Here is a 25,085-nt window from a genome sequence, read left to right on the forward strand (position 1 = left end):
TTCTCTCAGCGGGGAGGCTGTGAGCGTCACCGTATCAGGGGATTTCGGACTGGCCATCCCAAGGCGAACGCTGAAACCGAACGTGCGTTCGGCGCGGCGTTTGCAGCACTGGCGGCGACGACAGATGACCGCGGGTCCTGCGCAAGGAGAAAGTCATGTCTATTTCGCCGGTTAGTGGTTTCCTTAGCGGCCTGACGGGGATCTTCGGGGCAGATTCGACCCGGCAGAAATCGCCCGCTTCCATCGACGCCGCGCGCTCGGAGATGGACGAAATTCGCGAGAAGGGCCTGACCGAATGGGCCCGCGAGCAGAAGATGGAGGCGCTGAAGGAAAAGCTTCGCGCCGAGGTCCTGTCAGACAAACGCCTGACCGAGGACGGCGTCGCCGGGCTGTCGGTCGAGCAGCGCAGTTCGGTCGAGGACGAGATCGCCAAGCTGATCCAGCAGAAGATGGAAGAGATGATGCAGCGTTCGATGGATGACGCCGCGCGCACCGGCAAGACCGAGGCGGTCTTGCTGGACATCATGGTCTGAGGCGCGACGAGTCGACAAACGGTCGACTTTCCTCCATAAGCCGCCGCTTCCGACGCAAGTGAACCTCGCGTCTCCACCTGCACGACCCCATTTTCGAATGGACGAGGCAGGCGAGAACCCTCTGCCGACGTGATCGTCGCCAGAGGCCGTTGTCGTATGGAGCCGTCTCACCCGTCGGATGTTTGGCTGGCCCATTTTCTGGATTCAGGTCGTTCCGACCTAAAGCGAAAATGAGCATGAGGTAGTTGATGTTCGAGGCTCTGAACGAGCGGCTGACAGGCGTTTTCGACCGGATCACCGGTCGCGGCGCCCTGTCCGAAAAGGACGTAGCCGAGGCGATGCGCGAAGTGCGCGTGGCCCTGCTCGAGGCCGACGTCGCCCTGCCCGTCGTCAAGGACTTCATCGCCTTCGCCACCGAGCGCGCCACCGGCGAAGAGGTCATCCGTTCGGTCAAGCCGGCCGATCAGGTGATCAAGATCGTCTACGACGGCCTGGTCGAGATGCTGGGCGGCGATGAGCCGACCCCGATCAACCTGAACGCCACACCGCCCGCCGTCATCCTGATGGCCGGCCTGCAGGGCTCGGGCAAGACGACGACCTCGGCCAAGCTGGCGCTGCGCCTGACCAAGTTCGACCGCAAGAAGGTCATGATGGCCTCGCTGGACACGCGGCGTCCGGCGGCCATGGAGCAGTTGGCCAAGCTGGGCGAGCAGATCGAGGTCGCCACCCTGCCGATCGTGGCGGGCGAGAGCGCCGTACAGATCGCCAAGCGCGCCCTGACCTCGGCCAAGCTGCAGGGCTTCGACGTCCTGATCCTCGACACCGCCGGCCGGATCACCCTAGACGAGGCCCTGATGGCCGAGGTGGCGGAAGTCGCCGCCGTGTCCAAGCCGGTCGAGACCCTGCTGGTCGCCGACAGCCTGACCGGCCAGGACGCCGTCCGCACCGCCAAGGCCTTCCATGAGCGCCTGCCGCTGACCGGCCTGGTGCTGACCCGCGCCGACGGCGACGGCCGCGGCGGCGCCATGCTGTCGATGCGGGCCGTCACCGGCCTGCCGATCAAATATCTGGGCGCCGGCGAGAAGGTCGACGCGCTGGATGTGTTCGACAGCCGCCGCGTCGCCGGCCGCATCCTGGGTCAGGGCGACATCGTCGCCCTGGTCGAGAAGGCCAGCCAGGAACTGGACGCCTCCAAGGCCGAGGCCATGGCGCGCAAGCTGGCCAAGGGGCAGTTCGACCTGAACGACCTCGCCGCCCAGCTGCAGCAGATGAAGAAGATGGGCGGTCTTCAGGGCATCATGGGCATGCTGCCCGGCGTCGCCAAGATGAAGAACCAGATGGCGGAAAGCGGCGTCGATGACCGCATGATCGCCCGCCAGGAAGCCATCATCTCCTCGATGACCAAGGCCGAGCGCAAGAAGCCGGACCTGCTCAACGCCAGCCGCAAGAAGCGCGTCGCCGCCGGCGCCGGCGTCGAGGTCCAGGACATCAACCGCCTGCTCAAGCAGCACCGGCAGATGGCCGACATGGTCAAGTCGCTGTCGCGCGGCGGACCCAAGAAGATGCAGCAGATGGCCGCCATGCTGGGCGGCCTCGGCGGCGGCGGCGGCCCCGACATGGCCCGCCTCAAGGCGATGGGCGGGGGCAAGATGCCCGAGCCGAGCGCCGACGAAATGAAAGCCCTCCAGGACCGGCTCGCCGGACTTGGAAACCCCCTCGGGGGCGGCGGACAACTTCCGGGGGGCCTTCCGGGCCTGCCGGGCTTCCCTCCCAAGAAATAACGACTTCCTAGAAAAGAGACTGAAAATGCTGAAGATTCGTCTGGCCCGCGGTGGCGCCAAGAAGCGCCCGTACTACTACATCGTCGTCGCCGACTCCCACTCGCCGCGCGACGGCAAGTTCATCGAGCGCGTCGGCACCTACAACCCGATGCTGCCGCGCGACGGCGAGCAGAAGCGTGTCGTGCTGAAGGCCGACCGTATCTCGGAATGGCTCGCCAAGGGCGCCCAGCCGACCGACCGCGTCGCCCGCTTCCTGTCGCAGGACGAAGCCCTGGCCGGCAAGGTGAAGTGGACCCAGTCCAACAACCCGAACAAGGCCCAGCCGGGCAAGAAGGCGCAAGAGCGCGCCGCCGAACGCGCCCAGCGCGAAGCCGACCGCGCCGAAGCCGAAGCCGCCGCCAAGGTGGAAGCCGCTGAAGCCGCCGTCCGCGCCAAGGAAGAAGCCGCCGCCGCCGCCGAAGCCGCCAAGAACGCTCCGGTCGTCGAAGAAGCCCCGGCTGAAGTCGCTGCTGAAGAAGCCCCGGCGGCCGAAGCCGCCGCTGAAGAGGCTCCGGCAGCTGAAGCCCCGGCTGCTGAAGAAGCCGCCGAGGAAAAGTCGGAAGGCTGATTTCGTCCGGTTCGCCGGTTATGAAATGAAGAGGGCGGCGTCCGTTCGGGCGCCGCCTTTCTTTTTGAGGCGCGCTATTTGAGGCGTGACGACGGCGAGGCCGTGGCGAGGTGAACGTGGCGCAGGACAAACTGATTCTGGTCGGGCAGGTCGCCGGCGGCTTCGGGGTCAAGGGCGAGGTGCGCATTACCGCCTACACCGCCGAGCCGATGGCCCTGCTGGGGTACCGCGACCTGCTGCGGGCGGACGGCTCGGTGGGGCTGACCCTGCTGTCGGCGCGGCCGGACAAGGTCGGCGTCGTCGGGCGGGCGAAGGAGATCGCCACCAAGGAGGAGGCCGACGCCCTGCGCGGCCTCAAGCTGTTCATCCCGCGCGAACGGCTGCCCGAGCCGGACGAGGACGAGTTCTACCTGACCGATCTGGTCGGGGTTCAGGCGCGTGACCCTGACGGGGCGGTGCTGGGGGTGGTGAAGTCGGTGCAGAATTTCGGCGCGTCGGACATGCTGGAGATCGCCCCGGTCGCCGGAGGGCCGACTTGGTACCTGCCATTCACCCGCGAGGCCGTGCCCGAACTGCATCTGGCCGACGGTTGGGTGCTGGCGGTGCGGCCCAATGAGGTGGGCGAACGCGAGCCCGACTAGGGCGAAACCGGCCCGGGCGGGATGACGCCGGAGCCGATTTCGCTCCCGTTCAAGGTTGTCGTCGGCCCGTGACTAGCTGTTGTCCTCGGTCGGGGCGCCCGGTCCGTTCTTCTTGATGGAGTCGATGGCGTTCTGAGCCGAGGCTTTCGACGAATACCCCTCGGTCGAGAATATGGTCTCGGAATTGTACTTGAAGCGGACCCGGAATTCGCCCGCCTTGTCTTTGTAGATCTCGAACTTGTGCGCCATTTCAACATCCTTGGGTTGGGCCTTCGAGGGTGTCACAGTGAGGCTCGTCGTCAACCGCGTTGTGTCCGGCGCCCGACACAGGAGCGTGATCGCGACGGAGGTGAACCCCGGCTGTAGCGCGGCGTTACCGGTCCCGTGCAGCAAGGGAAAGGCGCGCGACATGAGCATTTTCAGTTCGATCTGGGACCGCATCCGGGGCCGCAAGCCGGCCGCCGCGGCGCCGGCGCCCGACGTGACGTTGACGTCTGCTCCCGCCGCCGCGCCCGTCGCAGCGGCTCCCGTGGATGTCGAGGCGGTGCTGGTCGCCCTGGCCGAGCAGAAGGGCGGGGGCGGTAACTGGCGCACCTCGATCGTCGACCTGCTCAAGCTGCTTGATCTCGATTCCAGCCTCGACGCCCGCAAGGCGCTGGCCGAGGAGCTGAACGTTCACGCCGGGGCGCACGGCAGCGCCGAGCAGAACATCGCCCTGTCCAAGGCGGTGTGGGCCAAGCTGGCTGAGAACGGCGGGGTGGTTCCAGCCTCGCTGCGGGACTGATCCGGGCGGGCGATCATACCCTCCCCCACGCTCTCTCCGGGCCCCTCCAGCGTCATCCGCCGCTTCGACTATGACGCGCCGCGTCGGCGGCTGCGGGTAACGTTCACCTCGGGCGACGTCTACGACTACGACGCCGTGCCGCCCGAGGTGGTGGAGGGTCTGCGGGCTGCGCCTTCCAAGGGGCGGTTCTTCGGGCCGAACATCCGGGACAGCTATCGCTACCGGCGGATCGCGCGCGGTGAAGGCCGGGCCTGATCCGTCTCTTCAGGCCGGGCGTCGCCAGCGCAGTGCGGCCAGGGCCACGAAGCCCGCCAGCAGGCCCCAGAAGGCCGAACCGATGCCGAACAGGGTCACGCCTGAGGCCGTGGCGGCGAAGGCGATGACGGCGGCCTCGCGGTCGCGCGGCTCGGCCATGGCGCCGGACAGGGCCCCGGTCAGCGGGCCGATCAGGGCCAGGCCGGTCAGGACCGCCAGCGCGCCCGGCGGCATGGCGATGAATAGCCCGGCCAGCGGCGCGGCGAACAGGGCGACGACCAGATAGAGACCGCCGTACAACAGGCCGACGATCCAGCGGCGCTGCGGATCGGGATGGGCGTCCGTTCCGGTGCAGATGGCCGCGACGATGGCCGCCATATTGATCCCGTAGCCGCCGAAGGGCGCCAGGACGACGGTGGCCAGTCCGGTCGAGAGCAGCAGCGGCCCCGGCGGCGGCTCGTAGCCGGCGGCCTTGAGCACGACGAGGCCGGGCAGGTTCTGCGAGACCAGGGTCACCAGGAACAGCGGCAGGGCCAGGCTGACGGCGGCCTTGAGGTCGAAGGCGGGCGCGACGGGCGACAGCTGGCCGAACAGGCCGGTTCCCGGCGGCGTCGTGACCTGCCCGCGCAGGGCCAGCACCAGGAAGGCGCCGACCAGAACCGCGGGCAGGGCCCAGGTCGGGGCCAGCCGCCGCATGATCAGGAAGACCGCGAACAGCCCCGCCGCCAGCGCCAGATCGGTCGGGAAAACGAGGAACAGCTTCAGGCAGAAGGGCAGCAGCACCCCCGCCAGCATGGCCGAGGCGATGCCGCCGGGGATCCGTCCCGCCAGCCGCCCCAGCGCGGGCACCAGGCCGGTGACGACCATCAGCAGGCCCGCGATGACGAAGGCCCCGACCGCGGTGGGCCAGCCGAGGCCCAGCGTCGACGCCGCCAGCAGGGCCGCGCCGGGCGTCGACCAGGCCAGGATAATGGGGACCTTCATCCGCCAGCTGAGCAGTATGCCCGGCACGGCTATGCCGAGGCACAGCGCCGTCACCATCGACACGATCTGGTCCGGCGAGGCCCCCATCGTGTGGCCCGCCTGAACCACCAGGGCCACGGTCCCGCCGAAGCCGATGATCACCCCGACGGCGGCGGCCGACAGGGCGGAGACGGGCAGGCGGGAAGAGGTCATGCCTCGCGCTTACCGCCTGGGTTCAAGGAGGGGAAGCCTGCCTGCCCGGTTCGGGCCTGTTCCCACCTCAAGGCGCGAGACGGGTCAGCCCGCGCCTTCCGGCCAGGTCGGATCCACGTCCGGCAGTCGCCGGAGCATGTCGCGCGTTGCGATCCCCTCTGGCGGTTCGCTGGTCCAGCAGTCCTGCAGTTGCGCGTCCGCGAATTCGACCCATTGACGGATCAGGCCGTCCGAGCCGGTGATCATCATCGTTCCGAAGGCCATGTCAGGTAGGTTTGAATAGCCCCAGAAGGCGAGGCTCGGCGCGCCCGTATCCAGGGCCGGCGCGGGCGGTCCGCCGACGCCGGCTGGAAGGTCAAGGAAACGCGGCGACCTGAATCGGCCCGCGGGGAAGTCCGCCATAGCGACCTGCACGCTGTAGACGCCGGGACAGGTGTGCCCGTCCGCCCACTCCACGCCTCGGCTCTGGGTTCCAGAGCCCGTCAGGCGCACGGCCCAGGGCAGCCAGTCCGGCTGCCGACCAGCGGGATCTCGTTCGCCTCGAAAGTCGTAGAGGTGAACCCGATACGGCGTGAAATCCCGGGCCCCCGAATAGCCGCCGACGTAGAAGCTGCCGTCCGGTTTGAGGGCTTCACCCTCCACCATGCGTGGAACGTTGTGTCCGCCCGCCACCGGCGTCTGGGCCTGTGCATTGCAATGGATGAGGCCCAGGGCTCCAAGGACGAGTATCCGGATCGGGGTCTTGGGCATGGCGACGCCTCTGGGATGCGCAAACGCGAGGTCGGTCATTCCGACCGCCAGCAATCCTTCAGTTTGAAATCAGCGCCGATCATCCATTCCGCCAAGGGGCCCGAGGTTGCCGACATTTCCAGGTTAGCAAATGATCCCTCGGGCTGGTGAGCTCTTCCCCAGACCCTGAAGGCGGCGCCGCTCGAGAGCGGTGGCGCGGGATGACCCGTGGCGGAACTTCCCGGACGCCGAATCTCCACCGAAGGAAGGTTTGCGACCTCAAGGACGACGGCGCTCAAAGCCGGGCAGGTGTCGGTATCCGTCCACGTAAACTGTTCGGGGCCGGCGGGCGTGGCGAGTGATCGCCTGGCCACGAAGACATCCGGGCTGAAATTATCGCCTTGCGGCGAATAGATTTCGACCTGCCACATCCCGTAGCGGTCGATCCCGTAGCCCATCAGGAATCTGAGGCCGATGGGCTCAGACTGTATGCTGTCCTGAACCCCAACGGCTTGTGGGCCTGCGGGAGCGGCGGCTAGCAGGCCGAGGGCAATAAGAAGAGGCGTCATTGTTCCTCACAGGATTTGGCGTCCGGATTGACCTCCGGCCCAACTGCTCCCGACGAGGAGGTCTGCTCGACGTTGGCGCCGACAACCCACCCGGTGGCGACGAGAGGGCTATGCAGCGGGAGGCTCCTGCGCCCCCCAGCACTTGTCGAGTTGGGCTTCAGCAAAAGTGGTCCATCTGTCTATGAGGCCATCCGATCCGGTAAAGGTGAGAACGGATGGAGCGCCATCCGGCTGCCGGGCGAGGCCCCAGACCGAGCTATCGATCGGGTGCATTCGCGTGGGCGGGCCGCCCAGCGCTTGGCTACCGGCCGGCGGTGCCTGGTAGAGGAATGGAACCTGGAAGGCGGGCGCAACCAGTCTGGAGTATTCCATCAGCACGCCGTTGAGCGAGCCGCATGTGCGTCCATCGGCCCATGCCAGTACGGCTGGCACGCCCGCACCGGTGTCGAGGCTGCGTCGCGCGAAGGGAATCGCGCCGAACCGGATGCCGTCATTGGTCAGGGAGCGATCCTGCCGTGAGTAGAAGTCGACGATGATCTGCCCGTCTTCGCTATCCCGGGAGTATCCGCCCAGATACAGGGCGCCTTGGGGGGCGGTTCCATACCCATGATCATATCTCGGGTGCACATCCGCATGGCGTTGGGCCATGGCGGGTCCGGGCCATATGAGAGCGATCGCGACAAGCAGATTGGTCAGCTTCCAGGACATGATTCTGCTTCCGGATCCGTCACCCGCCAGGCCCATCATGTGGACGCCGGGGCCAACAAGGATGACTTCGACCGTGGTGGAAACGCCGAGGGCAGGGCGCAGCCACAGGGCTCAATGAGCTGACCGCCAGCAAGCCGCAAGATTGGCTTGGGCGGCGCGACCGAACTCGGCCACCAGCCCGCCATTGCTGGATATCTCAACGCGCGTGTTGGCGATGTGATCGGGCTGTGTGCCTCTTCCCCAGACGGTGATCTGGAGGCCGTCTTCCGTGACGCTTCTCGGTCTCCGGCCCTCATGAGAAGCCTCGCTGGCGGTGATGCCGGGGGTTTCGATGCGAGGCGCGACAAGCGTCGTCAGCCAGATGAGGGTGTTTCTGAGCGCCGGACAATCTTCCGAACTTGCCCATGTTGTCTCCTCGCCGCCGGCGGCGCTGGTCACCTGCCTTTGGGCCGCAAAATCAATCCACGGTGCGCCGTCCGGCAATCGAAGGTCACGGCGCGGCTTGATGAAGACGTCGATGCTTTCGATGACGCCTGTTTGAGAGTCGCGGATGCTGAAACCGGCCACGGCCGGTAAACCTTCCACTCTTTCCAGTGACCCGGTCTCCTGCGCGCGAGCGGCGGTAGGCAGGGACATTGCGCCGAGAATCAGTAGAAGCGCGACCTGGCCAACTACGTAGATCGTGCCGAGATCAGTCGGCGGGCCTGAATCCGTCATCGAGGTTGTCCCGGTCAGCTTGTCCTGAGCGGGACTTGAACACTCTATGGATGTCTATTCAACCAACCAGGGGTTGGGGCGCTAACCGTCAGCCCTCGTCGTCGCCCGCCAGGCCCATCATGTGGAAGCCGGCGTCGACGTGGATGACTTCGCCGGTGGTCGAGAAGCCCAGGTCCGAGCACAGCCACAGGGCGGCGCCGGCGACGCCCTCCATGGAGGTGTCCTCCTTCATCGCCGACATGGCGCGGCCCTGGGCGATCATGCCCCGGCCGCCCGAGATGCCCGCCAGCGACAGGGTGCGCATGGCGCCGGCCGAGATGGCGTTGACGCGGATGCCCTTGGGACCCAGGTCGCGGGCGATGTAGCGGGTCGCCGCTTCCAGCCCGGCCTTGGCCACGCCCATGGTGTTGTAGTTCGGGATGGCCCGCTCGGACCCGAGGTAGGTCATGGTGATCATCGAGCCGCCGTTCGGCATCAGCCTGGAGGCGCGCTTGGCCACGTCGACGAAGCTGAACACCGAGATGTTCATGGCCAGCAGGAAGCTGTCGCGGGTGGTGTTGTCGACGAAGGAGCCCTGCAGCTCGTTCTTGTTGGCGAAGGCCACCGAGTGGACGACGAAGTCGATCGTGCCGAAGGTCTTTTCCAGCTCGGCGAAGGCCGCGTCCATCGAGGCGTCGTTGGTGACGTCGGCTTCGAGGATCAGTTTGGCGTTCACGCTCTCGGCCAACGGGCGCACGCGGCGCTCCAGGCCCTCTCCGAGGTAGGTGAAGGCCAGCTCGGCGCCCTGGGCGGCCAGCTGCTGGGCGATGCCCCAGGCGATGGAGTTGCTGTTCGCGACCCCCATGACCAGGCCCTTCTTGCCCTTCATGAGGTCGCCCTTGGGCATGTTCCAGGCGGATTCGGCGGCCATGGGATGTCTCTCCATCTTGCGTCGCCCGGTTGCCCCGGGTCGGTCGGTGTCGCCGGAGGGGTAGCAGCGGCGGCCGCGCGGGGGAAGCGGGGATGGCCGGCGGCGGGGTTCGCGGGCGCGCGCCTGAGTTTCGCCTGTCGCAAAACGACGTTATGGTTGTGTTTCTTCGACAGGAGGACGCCATGAAGGTCGATCGTCTGAAGGGGGTGGTGGAAACCACCGGCGTCCGCCTCGTCGAGGAGGTCGGACCGCCGGCCTCGACCCGGGCCGCGCCGATCGAGGAGAAGGCGGCTGAGGCCATCGACCTGCTGAAGGCCCGCGTTGACGCCACCGCGCCCGGCCAGCTGGAAACCCCGGAACGGCAGGCGCTGCGCACCCTCCAGCTTCAGGAAGGCGGCCGCCGGGCCTCGCTGTCCGAGCTGGAGCGGACCATCGGCAGCGACGACCTGGTCGATCTGAACTATCTGTTGCGCGGATTGGACGCGGCGCGGCCGGTCGGGCGGATCACCATCCGGGACGGCGGCGGACGCGCGCTGGGTGACGCCACGGGCTTCATGGTCACCCCGACGCTTCTGCTGACCAACCAGCATGTGCTCGCCGATGCGGCCACCGCTGCGGCCTCGCGCGTCGATTTCGACTGCGAGCTGGACCGGCTGGGCTTCCCCCGCCCGACCACCACCTTCGGCTTCGATCCCGGCCGGTTCTTCGTGGTCGACGCCGCTCTGGACATGGCGCTGGTCGCCGTCAGCCCCCAGCCGATGAGAGGCGACGGGCGGCTGGGCGACTACGGCTGGCTGAGGCTCAGCCCCGAAGTGGGCAAGATCAACGTCGGTGAGGCCATCACCATCATCCAGCATCCCAATGGCCGGACCAAGCAGGTGGCCCTGCGCGAGAACCGGCTGCTGGACATCACCGCCGACCACCTGACCTATGAATCCGATACGGCTCCGGGGTCGTCGGGTGCGCCGGTGTTCAACGATTCCTGGCAGGTCGTGGCCCTGCATCACTCGGGGGTGCCGCGGAAGGACGCGCAGGGCCGCTGGCTGCTGCAGAACGGCCAGCCGGCGGGCGAGGAGGACGATGACGCCGACATCGACTGGATCGCCAACGAGGGCGTGCGCGCCAGCCGCATCGTGACCACCGCCCTGGCGCTGGCTCCCGCCGGCGCGCTGCGGGATGAACTGGAAGCCTGCAGCCTGGGCCGGGTCGAGCCTCCGGTTCCGGCGACGGAAAGCACGCGGATTCCCGGTTCGGCTGTCAGCGGCGCCCCCGTCGGCGCCTCGACGGGCCTGTCGGTCGCCGCGTCTGGAACGTCCACCACCCTGACCGTGCCCCTGACCATCACGATCGGCCTGGGCGGCGCATCGGCTTCCGCCGGGACCGCGAGCGCTTCCGCCGGGGCGGTCGAGAAGGTCGTCGAGCCCTGGCACGATCCGAACTATCCCGCCCGGACCGGGTACGACCCCCGCTTCCTCGGCGTCTCCGTGCCCCTGCCGACGCTGCGGGACGCCTCGGTGGCGGCGCGGATGCATGACGGCGGCGTGGTCGTGCCCTACCAGAATTTCTCGCTGGCCATGCACAAGGCGCGGCGCCTGCCCCTGTTCACCGCCTCGAACGTGGACGGGTCCGCCGCGGCCAAGGAGCCGGAACCCGGCCGGTCCTACAACCGCGACGCCCTGGGCGGCCTGGCCGATAACGATTTCGAGCGCTGGTTCCTGGATCCCCGGCTTCCGGCCGACGCCCAATTGCCGGACCGCTTCTTCGACAAGGACCGCAAGGCCTTCGACAAGGGCCATCTGGTCCGGCGCGAGGAGGTCTGCTGGGGCGTCGACTATGCCCAGGTGCGCCGCGCCAACGGCGACACCTATCACGTCACCAACTGCACGCCCCAGGTGGCCGGCTTCAACCGGTCGAACCGCAAGGGCGTCTGGGGGCTGCTGGAGAATCTGATCGAGGCGCAGGGGCGGGTCGAGCGCTATTCCCTGTTCGCCGGGCCGCTGCTGGCGGCGGACGATCCGGTCTTCGTCGGCGTCGATGACGACGGCCCGGTGCAGGTGAAGATCCCGCGCGCCTACTGGAAGGTGGTGATCGCGCGCGGTCAGGCCGGGCTGGAGGCGTTCGGCTTCCTGCTGGAGCAGGACCTGACCCAGGTCGCATTCGAGTTCGACGTCGACCCTGTATGGCGCGCCCGCATGATTCCGCTGAAGGCGCTGCAGGACCGGATCGGCCTGATCCGCTTCCCTCGCGCCGTGATGCGGGCGGACAAGGGCGCCTAGAGCCTGATCGGCTGAAGTGGAATCAGGCTCCAGAATCATGCGGGAGCGGAATCTGAGCCGAGTTGGACTATGTCCAGCTCAACCGATTTCGCTCTGGGGCCTCAGACCTTCGACAGGATCAGCGTGCCGTTCGTGCCGCCGAAGCCGAAGCTGTTCGACATGACGTGCTTCAGCGGCCCGTCGTGGCGCTTGCGCAGGATCGGCATGCCCTCGAACTCCGGATCGAGGTTCTCGATGTGGGCGCTCTCCGCGGCGAAGTCGTTGTCCATCATCAGCAGGCAGTAGATGGCCTCCTGGGCGCCCGCCGCGCCGAGCGAGTGGCCCGTCAGCGACTTGGTCGAGGAGATCATCGGCAGGTCGTCGCCGAAGACGTTGCGCACCGCGCCCATCTCCTTGCTGTCGCCGACCGGCGTCGAGGTGCCGTGCGGGTTCAGGTAGTCGATGCGCGGATTGCCGGCCATTTCCAGCGCGATCTTCATGCAGCGCTCGGCGCCCTCGCCCGAGGGCGCGACCATGTCGTAGCCGTCCGAATTGGCGCCGTAGCCGGTCACCTCGGCGTAGATCTTGGCGCCGCGCGCCACGGCGCGTTCGTACTCTTCCAGCACCACGATGCCTGCGCCGCCGGCGATGACGAAGCCGTCGCGGTCCTTGTCATAGGCGCGGCTGGCCTTGTTGGGCGTCTCGTTGAAGTTGGACGACATGGCGCCCATGGCGTCGAACATGTTCGACATGGACCAGTCGATGTCCTCCACGCCGCCGGCGAAGACGACGTCCTGCTTGCCCCAGGCGATCTGTTCGGCGCCCGCGCCGATGCAGTGGGCGCTGGTCGCGCAGGCCGAGCTGATCGAATAGTTGATGCCCTTGAGCTCGAACCAGGTGGCCAGCACGGCCGAGGGGCCCGAGGCCATGGCCTTGGGCACGGCGAACGGCCCGATACGCTTGGGCGAGCCCTTTTCGATCGTGGTCTGGGCCGCCTGCAGGATGACCTGGGTCGAGGGGCCGCCCTCGCCGACGATCAGGCCGATGCGCTCGGACTTGATCTCTTCCGGAGTCATGCCGGAGTCCTTCAGGGCTTCCTCGAAGGCGATGTGGCCCCAGGCGGTGCCGTTGGCCAGGAAGCGCGCGGCACGGCGGTCGACCAGCGGAGCCCAGTCCTCGGCGCTGACGCCCAACGCCGGCGGAGCCCAGACCTGCGAACGGAAGCCGTGCGTGACGTGGTCGGGGGCGGTTTGCACGCCCGACTTCGCCTCGCGCAGCGATGCGATGACCTCTTCCTGGCCCGTGCCGATGGAAGAAACGATGCCCAGCCCGGTGACGACGACACGCCGCATGGTGGTTTCCTTCTAAGAACGCTCAGTCGCCGCGTAGTGCGCGGTCTGTCTGAATATAGGGATTCAGCCGCCGGCCGCTTCCGTGGTCGCGCCGAACAGGCCGACGCGCATGTCGTTGCAGGTGTAGATCACCTCGCCGTCAGCCTCGAGCACGCCGTCGGCGATGCCCATGACCAGCTTGCGGTTGATCACGCGCTTCAGGTCGATCTTGTAGACGACCTTCTTGATGTGCGGCTGGACCTGACCGGTGAACTTGACCTCGCCGACGCCGAGCGCGCGGCCCTTGCCGGGGCCCCCGATCCAGCCGAGGTAGAAGCCGACCAGCTGCCACATGGCGTCCAGGCCCAGGCAGCCCGGCATGACCGGATCGCCGATGAAGTGGCACTGGAAGAACCAGAGGTCCGGATGGATATCCAGCTCGGCCTCGACATAGCCCTTGCCGTGCGCGCCGCCGTCGGCGTTGATCTTGGTGATCCGGTCGAACATCAGCATCGGCGGGGCCGGCAGCTGGGCGTTGCCCGGCCCGAACAGCTCACCCCGGCCCGAGGCCAGCAGGGCTTCATAGTCAAACGACGACGGATATTTCAGCTCGGTCAAAAGCGTTCTCGTTGCGGCAGGGCGCGACTTCGCGTCCGGATGTTGCCGTGGGGTTACACGAGGGAACCCGGGCGCTCAAACGTTTTAACAGACCGGTGGAGTCCTAGCGTTCGGCCCGTCCCGTGCCCGCGGGCCGGTTGGCGTTGCACAGGGCGTGGTCCTGGGCGCCGAACACCGCGCGCTGACGCAGCCAGCCGCGCAGACGACGGACGCGGACCTCGCACCACTGGTCGACGCACGCGTCCAGCGACACCAGCGAGCGGGGCGACAGGCGGGCGCGCACCGGCGAGGTGTCGGAGCGTCCGGCGTGGATGGCGATTTCCTCGCGGGAGGCGTTGAAGACGCTGCGGCGGCTGGAGACCACGCTGCGGTGGACCCAGGCGACCGCGCCTTCGGGATCGCAGATCTTCCGCCATTCGGCGGTTTCGGCGATGACCTGAACCGGCAGGCCCGGGACGCGGTATTCCCATAGGATCGGATAGTCGAGCCCCGGCCCCTGGCGCGCCCGGACCTCGTCGGACTTGAGCGACAGCCAGCGCGGCACGGGTTGGCCGCTGGGGGTCGGGCGGCCGCCCGGCATGGCGTTTCCGGCCCCGGCCATGACGCCGAGCCCGACCAGGGCGGCGACCAGCGCGACGCGCTTGAGGCGAGGAACTTTGCCAGACACCGGGAGGACCATTAAAGCCGGGGACGTGAAACCGAAGGCTCCGAATGTCCTCTCCCCGGCTTAAGGTCGTATTAACCAGACGCTTGCCCGACGCCGTGGAGACACGGATGCGCGAGCTGTTCGACGCCGAGCTTAACCTGACCGACCGTCCGATGGACCGGGCGGCGCTGGAGGCCGCGGTGCAACGGGCCGACGTCCTGGCGCCGACCATCACCGACATCATCGACGCCGACCTGATCTCCAAGGCCGGGCCGCAGCTGAAGATGATCGCCAATTTTGGCGCGGGCGTGGATCACATCGACGTGGATGCGGCGGTCGGTCGGGGCCTGATCGTCACCAACACCCCGGGCGTCCTGACCGAGGACACGGCGGATCTGGCCATGACCCTGATCCTGGCGGTCAGCCGCCGGATCGTGGAGGGGGCGCAGGTCATGCAGGAGGGCCGGTTCGAGGGCTGGAGCCCGACCTGGATGACCGGGCGCAAGCTCTGGGGCAAGCGGCTGGGCATCGTCGGCATGGGCCGGATCGGTCAGGCGTTGGCCCGCCGCGCCAAGGCCTTCGGGATGCAGGTCCACTATCACAACCGCAAACCCGTCCCCGACATGATCGCCGAGGAACTGGGCGCGACCTACTGGGATGACCTGGACCAGATGCTGGCGCGGATGGACCTGATCTCGCTGAACACCCCGGCGACGAAGGACACGCATCATCTGCTGTCGGCGCGGCGGCTGGCCCTGCTGCGGCCCGAGGCCATTCTGGTCAACACCGCGCGGGGCGAGCTGATTGATGAGGCGGCGCTGGCCGAGGCGGTGGCGCAGCGGCGCATCGCGGGCGTCGGACTGGACGTGTTCGAGCAGGAGCCCAAGGTGCATCCGGGTCTGCTGGGGCACGCCAATGTCGTGCTGCTGCCCCACCTCGGCTCGGCGACGATCGAGGCCCGTCAGGACATGGGCGACCGGGTCATCGCCAACATCCAGACCTTCGCCAACGGCCACCGTCCGCCGGACCGCGTGATTCCCGCGATGTTCTGACGCTCCGGCTTGACGGCGCGGCGACGCTTCGGTTGTTTGCCGGAACAAGTCTTGGGGGATTACCGTGAAGTGTGGATTGAGCGAGGCGGCGCAGGCCGCCCTGTCGCGGCGTGGGCTGTTGGTCGGCGTCGGAGCGCTGGCGGGTATGGCGGCGTTGCCGACCGGGGTCGGATCGGCCCGGGCCCAGACCGCCCCGCACGCCATCGGTGACTTCTTCGGATCGACCGGAACGCGGGCCGTGTCGCTGTCGCCGTCGGGCGCGCGCATCGCCGTGCTGGAACAGCTGGGCACCCAGGAAGAGCCCAACGGCGCCATCGACATCATCCAGGCGGACGACCCCGAGGGCACGCGCCGCCGGCTCGATCTCGGTCCGGTCGAGGTCAACTACCTCTACTGGGGCAGCGACGACCGGCTGCTGGTGGGCGTCCTCATTCGCCAGAAGACGGCGCGGCGCTCGCAAGCCGGCTCCAATTTCACCACGCCCGGCGTCGAATATACGACGCGGCGCGCCCTGTCGGTGAACGTCAGCACCGGCGCCATCGTGGTCCTGTTCAACGACCAGCGTCAGCGCATGCGCGCCACCGCCGACATGGGCCGGATCATCGACCTGCTGCCCAACGATCCCGACCACGTGCTGATGGCGGCCTGGGAGGGCGACGGGATCATGGCCCTGCACAAGGTCAACCTTGCCACCGGCAGCGCCGAGCGGATCGAGCGCGGCAGCGCCGGCACCTTCAACTGGCGCACGGTGAACGGCGTCCCCGTCATGCGGCATGACGTCAACAGCCGCGGCACGATGGAGACCATCATGGTCCGCGCGCCGGGTGAAACGGAATGGAAGATGGCGCGTCGTTCGCGCTTCCGCGACGCGCCGGACTTCTACTGGGTCGGCGGCACGGACCGTCCGGGGACGGTGCTGGTCCGGGCCCGACTGGAAAGCGAGGACGTGCAGTCCGTCCGCGAGATGGACCTGGCCACTCTGGCCGTCGGCCCGCCGCTGAACGGTCGCGCCGGGCGCGACGTGAGTTACGGACTGCGCGACTCCGCGGGTCACTATCTCGGCGCGGCCTACTATGGCGAGCGGCTGGAGTATGAGTTCGCCGATCCGACGCTGGCGCCGCACCATCGCGCCCTGAACCGCTTCTTCGACAACCAGTGCAACGTGACCCTGACCGGCGTCGACGCCGCCCGGAACCGCTTCATCGCGGCGGTCGAGGGACAGAACGAGCCGGGCTCGTGGTATTTCTACGACAAGGCCGCGCGGGCGATCGTTCACATCGGCTCCGCCACGGCCCTGGTCACGGAGCGTCTCGGCGCCGGCGAGATCCTGCAGGTCCAGACCCGCGACGGGGCGACCATCGAGGCCTACCTCATCGCACCTCCGGGTGGAGCGCCGGGGCCGTTGATCGCCCTGCCCCACGGCGGACCCGAGATGCGCGACACGCCTTCGTGGGACCGGCAGGCGCAGGTGCTGGCGGCGCAGGGCTGGTGGGTGTTGAGGCCGAATTTCCGCGGTTCGGGCGGCTACGGCATGGCCTTCGCTCGCGAAGGCTGGACCCGCTGGGGCACGCGCATGCAGGAGGACATTGAGGACGCGGTCGCCCATGCGATAGCGCTCAAGGGTCTGGACGCCGGCAAGGTCGCCATCATGGGCACCAGCTACGGCGGCTACGCGGCCCTGATGAGCGCCGCCAAGCGACCGGATCTCTACAAGGCCGCGATCGGCATCTGCGGCGTCTACGATCTGCCGGACATGCTGGCCTGGGAAGAGCGCGAGGATGATCTGGCGGGCAAGCCGATCTACGAGTTCTGGACCAAGCGCATCGGCGACCGCCGCACGGAGGCCGCCGCGATCGAGGCCGCCTCGCCGCGGCGTCGGATCAGTGACATCACCTGCCCGGTGCTGCTCGTCCACGGCGTCGAGGACGGCGTCGTGCCGATCATACAGTCCCGGCGTATGCGCGACGCCTTCCGCGCCGCCGGACGGCCGGTTGAGCTGATCGAGGTCGAGGACTTCGGCCACGGGGACTGGGAGGACGACAAGGAGCAGGAACTTATGACCCGCTACGTCGCCCTGTTCCGTCAGGCCTTCGCCTGACCCCCGCAATCGGGGCAATCCGGATCGGGGGCGACGCGGACCGTGCGCGCCGTCCCCGCCAGTCCGTCATAGATCAGCAGGCGGCCTGACAAGGGCTCTCCGGCGCCGGCGATCAGCTTGATCGCCTCGAGCGCCGCCATCGCTCCGACCACGCCCGCCAGCGCGCCGACGACGCCGACGCGGCTGCAGGTGTCGGCGTCGGGCGGCGTCTCCGTTACCAGACAGCGGTAGCAGGGGCCGCCGTGGAAGACCCCGACCTGACCGCTCCATCGGCCCAGGGCACCCGAGACGAGCGGGATCCGGCAGGCGAGGCAGGCGGCGTTGACGGCAAAGCGGGCGCCGAAGTCGTCCGTCCCGTCGATGACCACGTCGCAACCCTCGATCAGGGCGGCGGCGTTGGCCGCGGTCAGGCGTTCGGCGCGCGGCTCCAGGCCGACATGGGGATTGAGCGCCGCCAGGGTCTCGGATCCGGCGATCACCTTGGCCCGGCCGACGTCCGCTGTGTCGAAGACGATCTGGCGCTGCAGATTGGACAGGGAGACGGCGTCGTCGTCGATCAGGCGCAGGGTGCCGACCCCGGCGGCGGCCAGATACAGGGCCGCGGGCGCGCCGACGCCGCCCAGGCCGATCAGGCCGACCCGCGCGGCCTTCAGCCGCTGCTGACCCGGGCCGCCGACCTCGGACAGCACCAGATGGCGGGCGTAGCGTTCGATTTCGTCTTCGGAAAAGCTCACCGGCTCCAGTTAGGCGCTGCGGCGGCGAAGGTCACGCCCTCAGGCGGCGTACTTCAGGTCGAGCAGGGCCTCGGCCTCATTGGCCGTGAGGCGTGAGATCTCGCCCACGCCGGCGCCCCGAAGAATCGCCTGAGGGTCCGGGCAGACGCTGACGGGATCGCTCAGAAGGCGGTCGGTGATCGGCGTATCGACCAGAATCCGCAGTCCTGTATGGCGACGGTCGGCCAGCAGGCGGCGCATCAGGCGGTCGATATCGACGCGCTTGCCCTCGATGGCCTGCACGATATGGCCGCGGTGGAACATGATGGCGGCGGTGATCTCGTCGCGCCGGTTGTTCACCTCGGACACGCCGAGAATCTGGGCGATGGAAAGAGTCGACACCCCCGTCGGGCCAACGGCTTCGCTGGCGTAGATCACGCGATGAAGCACGAAGCCTCCCTTAATTTGCGAAAATGGGGTACGGATTGACAATGTAACGCGTTACATGGGCTATATTGCGGCGGAGCCGGAACGTTGTTTTCCCAAGCTTTTCGCTTGCCGCGCCGCATTCCGGTCTCCATCTGCAAGGAATGATGAACAGCACCTCCTCATTTCCTGACTGGCACGGCACCACCATCCTCGCGGTGCGCAAGGACGGCCGCACGGTCATTGCCGGCGACGGCCAGGTCTCCATGGGGCCGACCATCGTCAAGGGCGCCGCGCGCAAGGTGCGCGTCCTGGCCGGCGGCAAGGTCCTGGCGGGTTTCGCCGGAGCGACAGCGGACGCCTTCACCCTGATCGAGCGGCTGGAAGTCAAGCTGGAGCAGTATCCGGACCAGCTGGCCCGCGCCTGCGTCGACCTGGCCAAGGACTGGCGCACGGACCGCTATCTGCGCCGGCTGGAGGCGATGCTGCTGGTCGCCGACCGCGACTCGATCTTCACCGTGACCGGGGTGGGCGACGTGCTTGAGCCGGAATACGGGGTCGCGGCGGTCGGCTCGGGCGGCAACTACGCCCTGTCGGCGGCGCGGGCCCTGATGGAGAACACCGACCTGGACGCCGAGGCCATCGCGCGCCGGTCGATGGCCCTGGCGGCGGAGATCTGCGTCTACACCAACGGCAATCTCACCGTCGAAACGCTGGAGTAGCGCCGGCTTTCCGCGATTTAACGGGACAGATCCCCGCTTCTGCCGCTCCATGGCGGCGGGAGGACTATCCAATGCGCGCTCTGATCTTCGCCGCGGCCCTGATCGCCGCCTCGCCCGTCATCGCCCAGACGCCGGACGCGGCCCCGGTCGTGGCCGCCGAGCGGGCGTTCGCTGCGGATGCGCCGTCGATGGGCGTCGCCGGCAGTTTCAACAAATGGTCGACACCGGACGCCATCGTCATCGGCGGCGGGCAGGTGCAGCGCGTGCGTGACGCCTATCCTGACGGGCTGCGACCGGCCGACGAGCCGCTGTTGGAGTGGTGGCCGAACTTCGCCGGCGTCTCGCGGTCGGGCGACATGGGTTTCACCACCGGCGGGGTGCAGGTCGGCGGTCGCCGCACCGGCCACTATTTCACGATCTGGCAACGCCAGCCCGACGGGTCCTGGAAGTGGGTCTATGACGGCGGTTCGGGTGCGAGCGCCGCGGACGTGCCGGGGCCGGAGACCGAGCCGGCGATCCTCGAACCGGGGCCCCAGCTGGTGCTCGCGGTGGGGCCGAACGGCGAGCGTCCGGCCGGCGTTCCCAGCGAATGGGCGATGCGGGATGTCACGGCGAGGGAAGTGCAATTGGCCCGGGCGGCCGCGACCGACCAGAGGACGGCCCATCTGGCGGCCATGGCCGACAACGGCCGTCTCTACGTCGCGCCGAGGCCCCCGGCGATCGGGCGCGCCGCCTTCGCCGAAGCGCTATCGGCGTGGCCGGCGACGTTCCGCTTCGGCCCCACCGAAGGCGGCGGCGCATCCCGCTATGGCGACCTCGTCTGGACCTATGGGACGGCGGCGTGGGAGCGGGACGGTCAGGCGCGAACCGGTCACTACGTCCGCCTGTGGCAACGGCAGGAAGGCGGCTGGAAGATCGTCCTGGCCCAGTTGATCCCCGCGCCGATCGCCGCGCCCCCTCCCGCCGGCGGCTGAGGCGTCCTATCTCGGTCCCATGACCGATCTGTCTCCCCGCGAAATCGTTTCCGAACTCGACCGCTTCATCGTCGGCCAGGACGACGCCAAGCGCGCCGTCGCCGTCGCCCTGCGCAATCGCTGGCGCCGCAAGCGCGTGCCTGACGACCTACGCGACGAGGTGACTCCCAAGAACATCCTGATGATCGGGCCGACCGGCGTCGGCAAGACCGAGATCGCCCGCCGGCTGGCCCGGCTGGCCGGCTCGCCCTTCCTGAAGGTCGAGGCGACCAAATTCACCGAGGTCGGCTACGTCGGACGCGACGTGGACCAGATCATGCGCGACCTGGTCGAGGCGGCGCTGGTCATGGTGCGCGACAAGCGTCGCTCGGGTGTGAAGGCCAAGGCCGAGGGCGCCGCCGAGGAGCGGATTCTGGACGCCTTGGTCGGGCCCGGCTCCCAGCCGGCCACGCGCGACAGTTTCCGCAAGAAGCTGCGGGCCGGCGAACTGGACGACAAGGAGATCGAGGTCGAACTGGCCGACACCGCCTCGCCGATGCAGGGCATGGACCTGCCCGGCGGCAACGTCGGGATGATCAACCTGTCCGAAATGTTGGGCAAGCTGGGTGGCGGTCGCACCAAGAAGGTCCGGCTGGCGGTCAAGGACGCGGTCGCGCCCCTGACCACTGAGGAGAGCGACAAGCTGCTGGATCAGGAGAGCCTGACCAACGAAGCGCTTCTGCTGGCCGAGAACGAGGGCATCGTCTTCATCGACGAGATCGACAAGGTCGCGGCCCGGTCCGAGGCGCGCGGCGGCGATGTCAGCCGCGAAGGCGTGCAGCGCGACCTGCTGCCGCTGATCGAGGGCACCACGGTGTCGACCAAATACGGGCCGGTGAAGTCCGACCATGTGCTGTTCATCGCCTCGGGCGCCTTCCACGTGGCCAAGCCGTCGGACCTGCTGCCGGAACTGCAGGGCCGCCTGCCGATCCGGGTCGAACTGAAGGCCCTGAGCCGGGACGACTTCAAGCGCATCCTGACCGAGCCCGAGGCCAATCTGATCCGTCAGAATCAGGCCCTGCTGGCCACGGAAGAGGTGACGCTGGTCTTCACCGAGGACGCGGTCGAGGCCATGGCCGACGCGGCGGTGGCGGCCAATTCGGCGGTCGAGAACATCGGCGCGCGGCGGCTGCAGACCGTGCTGGAGCGGGTGCTGGAAGAGACCAGCTTCAAGGCCTCGGACCTGACCGGCCAGACCGTGACTTTCGACGGCGACAAGGTGCGCGAGCGCATCGGCGACTTGGCCAGGAACGCCGACCTGAGCCGCTACATTCTCTGACCCGGTTCTGACCGGCGCATCCGATCCGAGCCCTGGCGCGTAAACAGGCGTCGGGACCACAGGAGAACTGCGCCATGATTCATCGTCCCGCCGTTGTCGTCCTCGCCCTGGCCTGCGCCCTGTCCGCGAACGCCGCTGTCGCCCAAGCCGTGGACATGGACCGCTTCGACGGCCGCTGGTTCGAGATCGCGCGCAGTCCCAACGATGTCCAGAAGGACTGCCGCCGGGCCCAGATCGACTTCACGCCCCAGGCGCGGGCCGACCGCTACGGCATCGTGGTGACCTGCACCCGCCGCGCCGACGGTCGGGTGGAGACGCTGCGGGCCAACGCCCGGGTCACCGACCCCGGCGAGAACCGCAACCTGCGTTTCAGCCTGACGGGCCTGCTCAGCTTCGGCGGGCTGGCCGGGCAGAACTACCGGGTGCAGGCGCACGCGCCGGACTACAGCTGGGCGATCCTGTCCCTGCCCAACCGGTCGGACTGGTGGATCTGGCATCGCAGCCAGAGCCCGTCAGAGGCCGTCCGGGCCGATCTGTTGCGGCGTGCGGCGGCGCTGGGGCTGGAGACCGGGGCGGTCGTGCAGACCGGTCAGTAGGGCTCCGCCCCTCCCTTCGGCGGGGCGTGCGCGGGAATGGACGATGGCGCTTCCGCGTGGGCCACGACGGCATCCAGCTCGCGGCTGGCGCGCTGATCGGCGGCGATCGACTTCAGCACGACGGCGACGATGAGCAGGGCGACCGCGACGCCGAGCGCCGCCAGCAGCCAGAGGCCGCGCGGGTTGCCGCGATTGCGTCGGGCGACGCGGTCTTCGGGCATGGACTGGGTCCTTCAGGGCGTTTCAAGGCGAGCTTATCACCCGCTCTGCGGCCAAGCTTAATCCTCTCTTGAACCGTGAACAGAGCCGGAACATAAAGGCGGATGGCCGCCGCCGCCCTGCAGATCGACCTCGTCTTCAGTCGTCCCGACACCACGCTGTCGGTGACGCGCGGGGCCGCGCGGCTGATGCTGAATCTGGGCTATGCGCCCTTGCTGGAGGTCGGCCTGCCCAACGGGCGGCGCGCCGACGTCATGGCTCTGGGGCCGCGCGGCGACATCGTCATCGTCGAGGTGAAGTCCGGGATCGAGGACTATCGCGTCGACCGCAAATGGCATGAGTACGGGCCGTTCTGCGACGCCTTCTATTTCGCCGTCGCGCCCGAGTTTCCGCAGGGCGTCCTGCCCGACGAACCGGGGCTGATCGTGGCTGACGGCTTCGGCGGGGCGGTGGTGCGCGAGGCGCCGTCCAGTCCGCTGGCCCCGGCCCGGCGCAAGGCCCTGACCATCGCCTTCGCCCGTCTCGGGGCGATGCGCACCCTCAGGGATCAGACAGTCTAGACCATTTTTGCTTCAGGTCGGATCGACCTGAATCCAAAAAGTGGTCCAGCATCAAACTGGAGCGAAATCTGAGCCGAGTTGGACTGCGTCCAACTCAACCGATTTCGCTCTAGACGACCAGGCCGCTCTCGCCCGCGCGCGCCAGGGCGGCGGTCGAGGCCGCGCAGCCCATCAGCGTCTCCTCGCCGACCTTGACCACGGCGGTCAGCGGATAGGTGCGGTCGCTCATCCCGTCGCTGCATTCGGTCGCGGTCAGGGTGATGTCGAAGGTCGTGCCCGCCGCCGACTGGGTCTGGAAGGTGGCGACGGTGCCCTGAACCTCGATCTTCGGCTGCGGCGCGCGTTGCTCGGGGCGATCCAGGCCTTCGTAGATCAGTTCCGCGCCGGTCAGCTTGATCGTCCAGAACGGCTCCGTGCCCGACACGGTCACCGGTTCCGACAGGTTCACGCCCGACAGCACCGGCGGCGGCCCGGCGGGCTCGGCGGGCGCGGCCGGCGTCTCGGCCCCCTGCGAACAGGCCGACAGGATCAGGGCTGAGGCGGCGAGGGCGAGCAGGCGCATGAAGGACTCCGGCGAAGGGCGGGCAGGAAGCCCCGACCGGCGGGGCGGGTCAAGCTCTACAGCCAGCCCTTGTGCTTGAACCACATCAGGGGAAGCAGGGCCGAGATGACCATGGCGGCCACCGCCAGCGGATAGCCGCCCATCCAGTGGAGCTCCGGCATATGGTCGAAATTCATGCCGTAGATGGAGGCGATCAGGGTCGGCGGCAGGAAGGCGACGGCGGCCACCGAGAAGATCTTGATGATCGACGACTGCTCGATGTTGATCAGGCCCAGCGCGGCCGAGAGCTGGAAATTGATCGAGGCCGCGACCGACTGGTTATGCGCGGTCAGGCTTTCCACGTCGCGGCTGAGCGAGCGCAGGTGGGCGCGGGCCTCGCCGCTGTCGATCCGTTCGTCGATGGCCACGAAGGCGAAGACCCGGGTCAGGCCGGCCAGGCTCTGCTCGATGCGGGTGTTGGCGATCTGGGCCCGGCCCAACTTACCGATCAGCTTCTCGAAGCCGACCGTCTTGCCACCCGAGAAGACGTGGCTGGCGATGCCTTCGACCCGCGTCACGGTCCGGGACAGGATGTCCGAGGCGCGGTCTACCACCAGCTCCATCAGGTGCAGGAACAGTTCCGCACCCGAGGCGCACAGTCCGGGCTCGCGCTCCAGCTTCTCCAGCAGCATCGTGAACGGCTTGGGGTCCACATAGCGGATGGTGATCAGCGGGCCGGTGGTCAGGACGAAGGTCACCGGCTCGATGCCCGGGATGTCCTCGTCGCCCCGGGTGATGATGTCTGCGGTCAGATAGGTGGCCCCGTTCTCGCGATAGACGCGGCTGGACGCCTCCAGTTCCTGCATCTCTTCGCGCGTGGGCACGGAGACGCCCAGGACGGCTTCGACGGCGGCGTCTTCCTCGCGCGTCGGGTTGATCAGGTCGATCCACAGCACGTTCGGCCCCAGCTTCAGGGCGCCGGCCTCAAGCTGCACGTCCTCGCAGGCCGAGCCTGTCGAGCGATAGAGACGGATCATGCGGAAGGCCCCGTCGACGAGGCCGAACCCTCAATGCTGGCCGGGGCCGACCGGCTGGACCGAAGCCATCTGCACGCCGGCGGCCTGCGGGGCCTGCTGGTAGATGAAGCCATGGGTCGGGTAGACGGTCGTGCCGAGGTCATGGATCGGGTTGTACCAGACCTTGACCGCCGTCCAATCGTTGCTGTTCGAGACGTCCACGACGGTGACGTTTTCCTCGACCTTGCCGCGGCTTCCGCCCCAGTTGGCGTGGGTCACGCGGATGACGCGGTCAGTCAACACTTCCGAGACGACGGCGACGTGGCCGCGGTTCATGCGGCCATTGGCTTCGAAGGCGAGAACCGAACCGGTCTGCGGACGATGGCCGGTGGTGAAGCGGCCCTGGGCCTGACGCCACCAGGTTACGGCGTCGCCGAAGATCTGGATGCCCGAGAACATGCGGGCGAAGGTCACGCACTGCCAGTACGGCTCATCGGCCTTTGCGGGAGCGGGCGCGACGCCCAGCGCAAAAATCCCGAGGGTCGTCGCAACTGCGACGGCTGTGAGCCGTTTGGTCATGCTGTGGCTTT

The 25,085-nt window shown here is 68.2% G+C and carries 30 protein-coding genes; 14 read left to right on the forward strand and 16 right to left on the reverse strand.

The genetic code is table 11. The features are described from left to right. Window positions 1-155 precede the first annotated feature (155 nt). The 4 genes from AC3WRV_RS02715 to rimM all read left to right on the forward strand — a co-directional run bounded on the left by AC3WRV_RS02715 (window position 156) and on the right by rimM (window position 3,562). Window positions 156-533, forward strand: coding sequence for a hypothetical protein (locus tag AC3WRV_RS02715; RefSeq protein WP_291840068.1), 378 nt, complete (start codon window positions 156-158; stop codon window positions 531-533). Window positions 534-781: 248 nt separating this feature from the next. Further along, window positions 782-2,314 (forward strand): signal recognition particle protein, encoded by a 1,533-nt coding sequence (gene ffh / locus AC3WRV_RS02720; protein ID WP_492312050.1) that lies wholly within the window; start codon window positions 782-784, stop codon window positions 2,312-2,314. A 25-nt stretch (window positions 2,315-2,339) separates the two neighbouring features. Continuing rightward, on the forward strand, window positions 2,340-2,921 hold the full coding sequence (gene rpsP / locus AC3WRV_RS02725) for a 30S ribosomal protein S16 (protein WP_291837167.1): 582 nt from the start codon (window positions 2,340-2,342) through the stop codon (window positions 2,919-2,921). A 116-nt stretch (window positions 2,922-3,037) separates the two neighbouring features. Beyond that, window positions 3,038-3,562, forward strand: a complete 525-nt coding sequence (gene rimM, locus AC3WRV_RS02730) for a ribosome maturation factor RimM (protein ID WP_492312051.1) — start codon at window positions 3,038-3,040, stop codon at window positions 3,560-3,562. A 72-nt stretch (window positions 3,563-3,634) separates the two neighbouring features. Here the strand turns inward: rimM and AC3WRV_RS02735 are convergent, their stop codons facing one another. Next, entirely contained in the window at window positions 3,635-3,811 is a 177-nt protein-coding gene (locus AC3WRV_RS02735; protein WP_492312052.1) for a YegP family protein, read from the reverse strand. 160 nt (window positions 3,812-3,971) lie between these two features. Between AC3WRV_RS02735 and AC3WRV_RS02740 the strand changes: the two genes are divergently transcribed. Together AC3WRV_RS02740 and AC3WRV_RS02745 are read left to right on the forward strand one after the other, a co-directional pair. After that, window positions 3,972-4,346, forward strand: a complete 375-nt coding sequence (locus tag AC3WRV_RS02740; protein WP_492312053.1) for a DUF3597 family protein — start codon at window positions 3,972-3,974, stop codon at window positions 4,344-4,346. 54 nt (window positions 4,347-4,400) lie between these two features. Further along, window positions 4,401-4,601, forward strand: coding sequence for a KTSC domain-containing protein (locus tag AC3WRV_RS02745; RefSeq protein WP_492312714.1), 201 nt, complete (start codon window positions 4,401-4,403; stop codon window positions 4,599-4,601). A gap of 9 nt (window positions 4,602-4,610) precedes the next feature. Here AC3WRV_RS02745 and AC3WRV_RS02750 read toward each other — a convergent pair whose 3' ends face one another. The 6 genes from AC3WRV_RS02750 to AC3WRV_RS02775 form a co-directional block, all read right to left on the reverse strand. After that, window positions 4,611-5,777, reverse strand: a complete 1,167-nt coding sequence (locus AC3WRV_RS02750; protein WP_492312054.1) for a benzoate/H(+) symporter BenE family transporter — start codon at window positions 5,775-5,777, stop codon at window positions 4,611-4,613. A gap of 84 nt (window positions 5,778-5,861) precedes the next feature. Further along, window positions 5,862-6,566, reverse strand: a complete 705-nt coding sequence (locus AC3WRV_RS02755; RefSeq protein ID WP_492312055.1) for a hypothetical protein — start codon at window positions 6,564-6,566, stop codon at window positions 5,862-5,864. After that, complete coding sequence (locus AC3WRV_RS02760) at window positions 6,563-7,075, reverse strand: hypothetical protein (RefSeq protein WP_492312056.1); 513 nt, start codon at window positions 7,073-7,075, stop codon at window positions 6,563-6,565. The genes AC3WRV_RS02755 and AC3WRV_RS02760 overlap by 4 nt, the downstream gene beginning before the upstream one ends. 108 nt (window positions 7,076-7,183) lie before the next feature. Further along, window positions 7,184-7,783 carry a hypothetical protein gene (locus AC3WRV_RS02765; protein ID WP_492312057.1) on the reverse strand — a complete coding sequence of 200 codons (600 nt, stop codon included), beginning with the start codon at window positions 7,781-7,783 and terminating at the stop codon, window positions 7,184-7,186. Between the two features lie 111 nt (window positions 7,784-7,894). Then, on the reverse strand, window positions 7,895-8,500 hold the full coding sequence (locus AC3WRV_RS02770) for a hypothetical protein (protein ID WP_492312058.1): 606 nt from the start codon (window positions 8,498-8,500) through the stop codon (window positions 7,895-7,897). An 88-nt stretch (window positions 8,501-8,588) separates the two neighbouring features. Further along, entirely contained in the window at window positions 8,589-9,386 is a 798-nt protein-coding gene (locus AC3WRV_RS02775) for an enoyl-ACP reductase FabI (protein ID WP_492312715.1), read from the reverse strand. 206 nt (window positions 9,387-9,592) lie between these two features. Here AC3WRV_RS02775 and AC3WRV_RS02780 point away from each other — a divergent pair, with 206 nt between their 5' ends. Further along, window positions 9,593-11,686, forward strand: a complete 2,094-nt coding sequence (locus AC3WRV_RS02780; RefSeq protein ID WP_492312059.1) for a DNA/RNA non-specific endonuclease — start codon at window positions 9,593-9,595, stop codon at window positions 11,684-11,686. Window positions 11,687-11,787: 101 nt separating this feature from the next. Here the strand turns inward: AC3WRV_RS02780 and fabB are convergent, their stop codons facing one another. The 3 genes from fabB to AC3WRV_RS02795 all read right to left on the reverse strand — a co-directional run bounded on the left by fabB (window position 11,788) and on the right by AC3WRV_RS02795 (window position 14,281). After that, complete coding sequence (fabB, locus tag AC3WRV_RS02785; protein WP_492312060.1) at window positions 11,788-13,017, reverse strand: beta-ketoacyl-ACP synthase I; 1,230 nt, start codon at window positions 13,015-13,017, stop codon at window positions 11,788-11,790. 63 nt (window positions 13,018-13,080) lie between these two features. Then, window positions 13,081-13,605, reverse strand: a complete 525-nt coding sequence (gene fabA / locus AC3WRV_RS02790) for a 3-hydroxyacyl-[acyl-carrier-protein] dehydratase FabA (protein ID WP_291839928.1) — start codon at window positions 13,603-13,605, stop codon at window positions 13,081-13,083. Between the two features lie 112 nt (window positions 13,606-13,717). Continuing rightward, window positions 13,718-14,281, reverse strand: coding sequence for an SH3 domain-containing protein (locus AC3WRV_RS02795; protein WP_291839917.1), 564 nt, complete (start codon window positions 14,279-14,281; stop codon window positions 13,718-13,720). Window positions 14,282-14,325: 44 nt separating this feature from the next. Here AC3WRV_RS02795 and AC3WRV_RS02800 point away from each other — a divergent pair, with 44 nt between their 5' ends. Together AC3WRV_RS02800 and AC3WRV_RS02805 are read left to right on the forward strand one after the other, a co-directional pair. Then, on the forward strand, window positions 14,326-15,312 hold the full coding sequence (locus AC3WRV_RS02800; RefSeq protein WP_291839919.1) for a 2-hydroxyacid dehydrogenase: 987 nt from the start codon (window positions 14,326-14,328) through the stop codon (window positions 15,310-15,312). A gap of 64 nt (window positions 15,313-15,376) precedes the next feature. Further along, complete coding sequence (locus AC3WRV_RS02805) at window positions 15,377-17,410, forward strand: alpha/beta hydrolase family protein (RefSeq protein ID WP_492312061.1); 2,034 nt, start codon at window positions 15,377-15,379, stop codon at window positions 17,408-17,410. Here AC3WRV_RS02805 and AC3WRV_RS02810 read toward each other — a convergent pair. Both AC3WRV_RS02810 and AC3WRV_RS02815 read right to left on the reverse strand, forming a co-directional pair. Beyond that, complete coding sequence (locus AC3WRV_RS02810) at window positions 17,395-18,144, reverse strand: HesA/MoeB/ThiF family protein (protein ID WP_492312062.1); 750 nt, start codon at window positions 18,142-18,144, stop codon at window positions 17,395-17,397. The genes AC3WRV_RS02805 and AC3WRV_RS02810 overlap by 16 nt on opposite strands. Window positions 18,145-18,183: 39 nt before the next feature. After that, window positions 18,184-18,573 (reverse strand): BLUF domain-containing protein, encoded by a 390-nt coding sequence (locus AC3WRV_RS02815; protein ID WP_492312063.1) that lies wholly within the window; start codon window positions 18,571-18,573, stop codon window positions 18,184-18,186. 143 nt (window positions 18,574-18,716) lie between these two features. Between AC3WRV_RS02815 and hslV the strand changes: the two genes are divergently transcribed. From hslV to AC3WRV_RS02835, 4 genes are all read left to right on the forward strand, one after another. Then, window positions 18,717-19,271, forward strand: a complete 555-nt coding sequence (gene hslV / locus AC3WRV_RS02820) for an ATP-dependent protease subunit HslV (protein ID WP_492312064.1) — start codon at window positions 18,717-18,719, stop codon at window positions 19,269-19,271. Between the two features lie 71 nt (window positions 19,272-19,342). Further along, window positions 19,343-20,245, forward strand: coding sequence for a DUF4440 domain-containing protein (locus tag AC3WRV_RS02825; RefSeq protein WP_492312065.1), 903 nt, complete (start codon window positions 19,343-19,345; stop codon window positions 20,243-20,245). Window positions 20,246-20,264: 19 nt separating this feature from the next. Next, entirely contained in the window at window positions 20,265-21,563 is a 1,299-nt protein-coding gene (hslU, locus tag AC3WRV_RS02830; protein ID WP_492312066.1) for an ATP-dependent protease ATPase subunit HslU, read from the forward strand. Window positions 21,564-21,637: 74 nt separating this feature from the next. Beyond that, entirely contained in the window at window positions 21,638-22,159 is a 522-nt protein-coding gene (locus AC3WRV_RS02835) for a lipocalin family protein (RefSeq protein WP_291839709.1), read from the forward strand. On the opposite strand, the gene AC3WRV_RS02840 is transcribed toward AC3WRV_RS02835, so the two are convergent. Continuing rightward, the gene (locus tag AC3WRV_RS02840; protein WP_492312067.1) at window positions 22,153-22,380 is read right to left on the reverse strand and encodes a hypothetical protein; all 228 of its coding nucleotides are present in this window, start codon (window positions 22,378-22,380) and stop codon (window positions 22,153-22,155) included. The two genes, AC3WRV_RS02835 and AC3WRV_RS02840, sit on opposite strands and share 7 nt — an antisense overlap. 102 nt (window positions 22,381-22,482) lie before the next feature. Between AC3WRV_RS02840 and mmcB the strand changes: the two genes are divergently transcribed. After that, complete coding sequence (gene mmcB / locus AC3WRV_RS02845) at window positions 22,483-22,938, forward strand: DNA repair putative endonuclease MmcB (protein ID WP_492312068.1); 456 nt, start codon at window positions 22,483-22,485, stop codon at window positions 22,936-22,938. A 109-nt stretch (window positions 22,939-23,047) separates the two neighbouring features. On the opposite strand, the gene AC3WRV_RS02850 is transcribed toward mmcB, so the two are convergent. Genes AC3WRV_RS02850 through AC3WRV_RS02860 form a run of 3 tightly spaced genes read right to left on the reverse strand, consistent with a single transcriptional unit; the run spans window position 23,048 to window position 25,074 of the window. Next, on the reverse strand, window positions 23,048-23,500 hold the full coding sequence (locus tag AC3WRV_RS02850; RefSeq protein WP_291839702.1) for a COG3650 family protein: 453 nt from the start codon (window positions 23,498-23,500) through the stop codon (window positions 23,048-23,050). A gap of 56 nt (window positions 23,501-23,556) precedes the next feature. Continuing rightward, complete coding sequence (locus AC3WRV_RS02855) at window positions 23,557-24,516, reverse strand: magnesium transporter CorA family protein (protein ID WP_492312069.1); 960 nt, start codon at window positions 24,514-24,516, stop codon at window positions 23,557-23,559. 30 nt (window positions 24,517-24,546) lie between these two features. Next, window positions 24,547-25,074: a CHAP domain-containing protein gene (locus tag AC3WRV_RS02860; RefSeq protein ID WP_492312070.1), complete on the reverse strand. Its 528-nt coding sequence runs from the start codon at window positions 25,072-25,074 to the stop codon at window positions 24,547-24,549. Between the last annotated feature and the right edge of the window lie 11 nt (window positions 25,075-25,085).

The organism is Brevundimonas sp. EU05-FHT14B11, assembly GCF_058790835.1.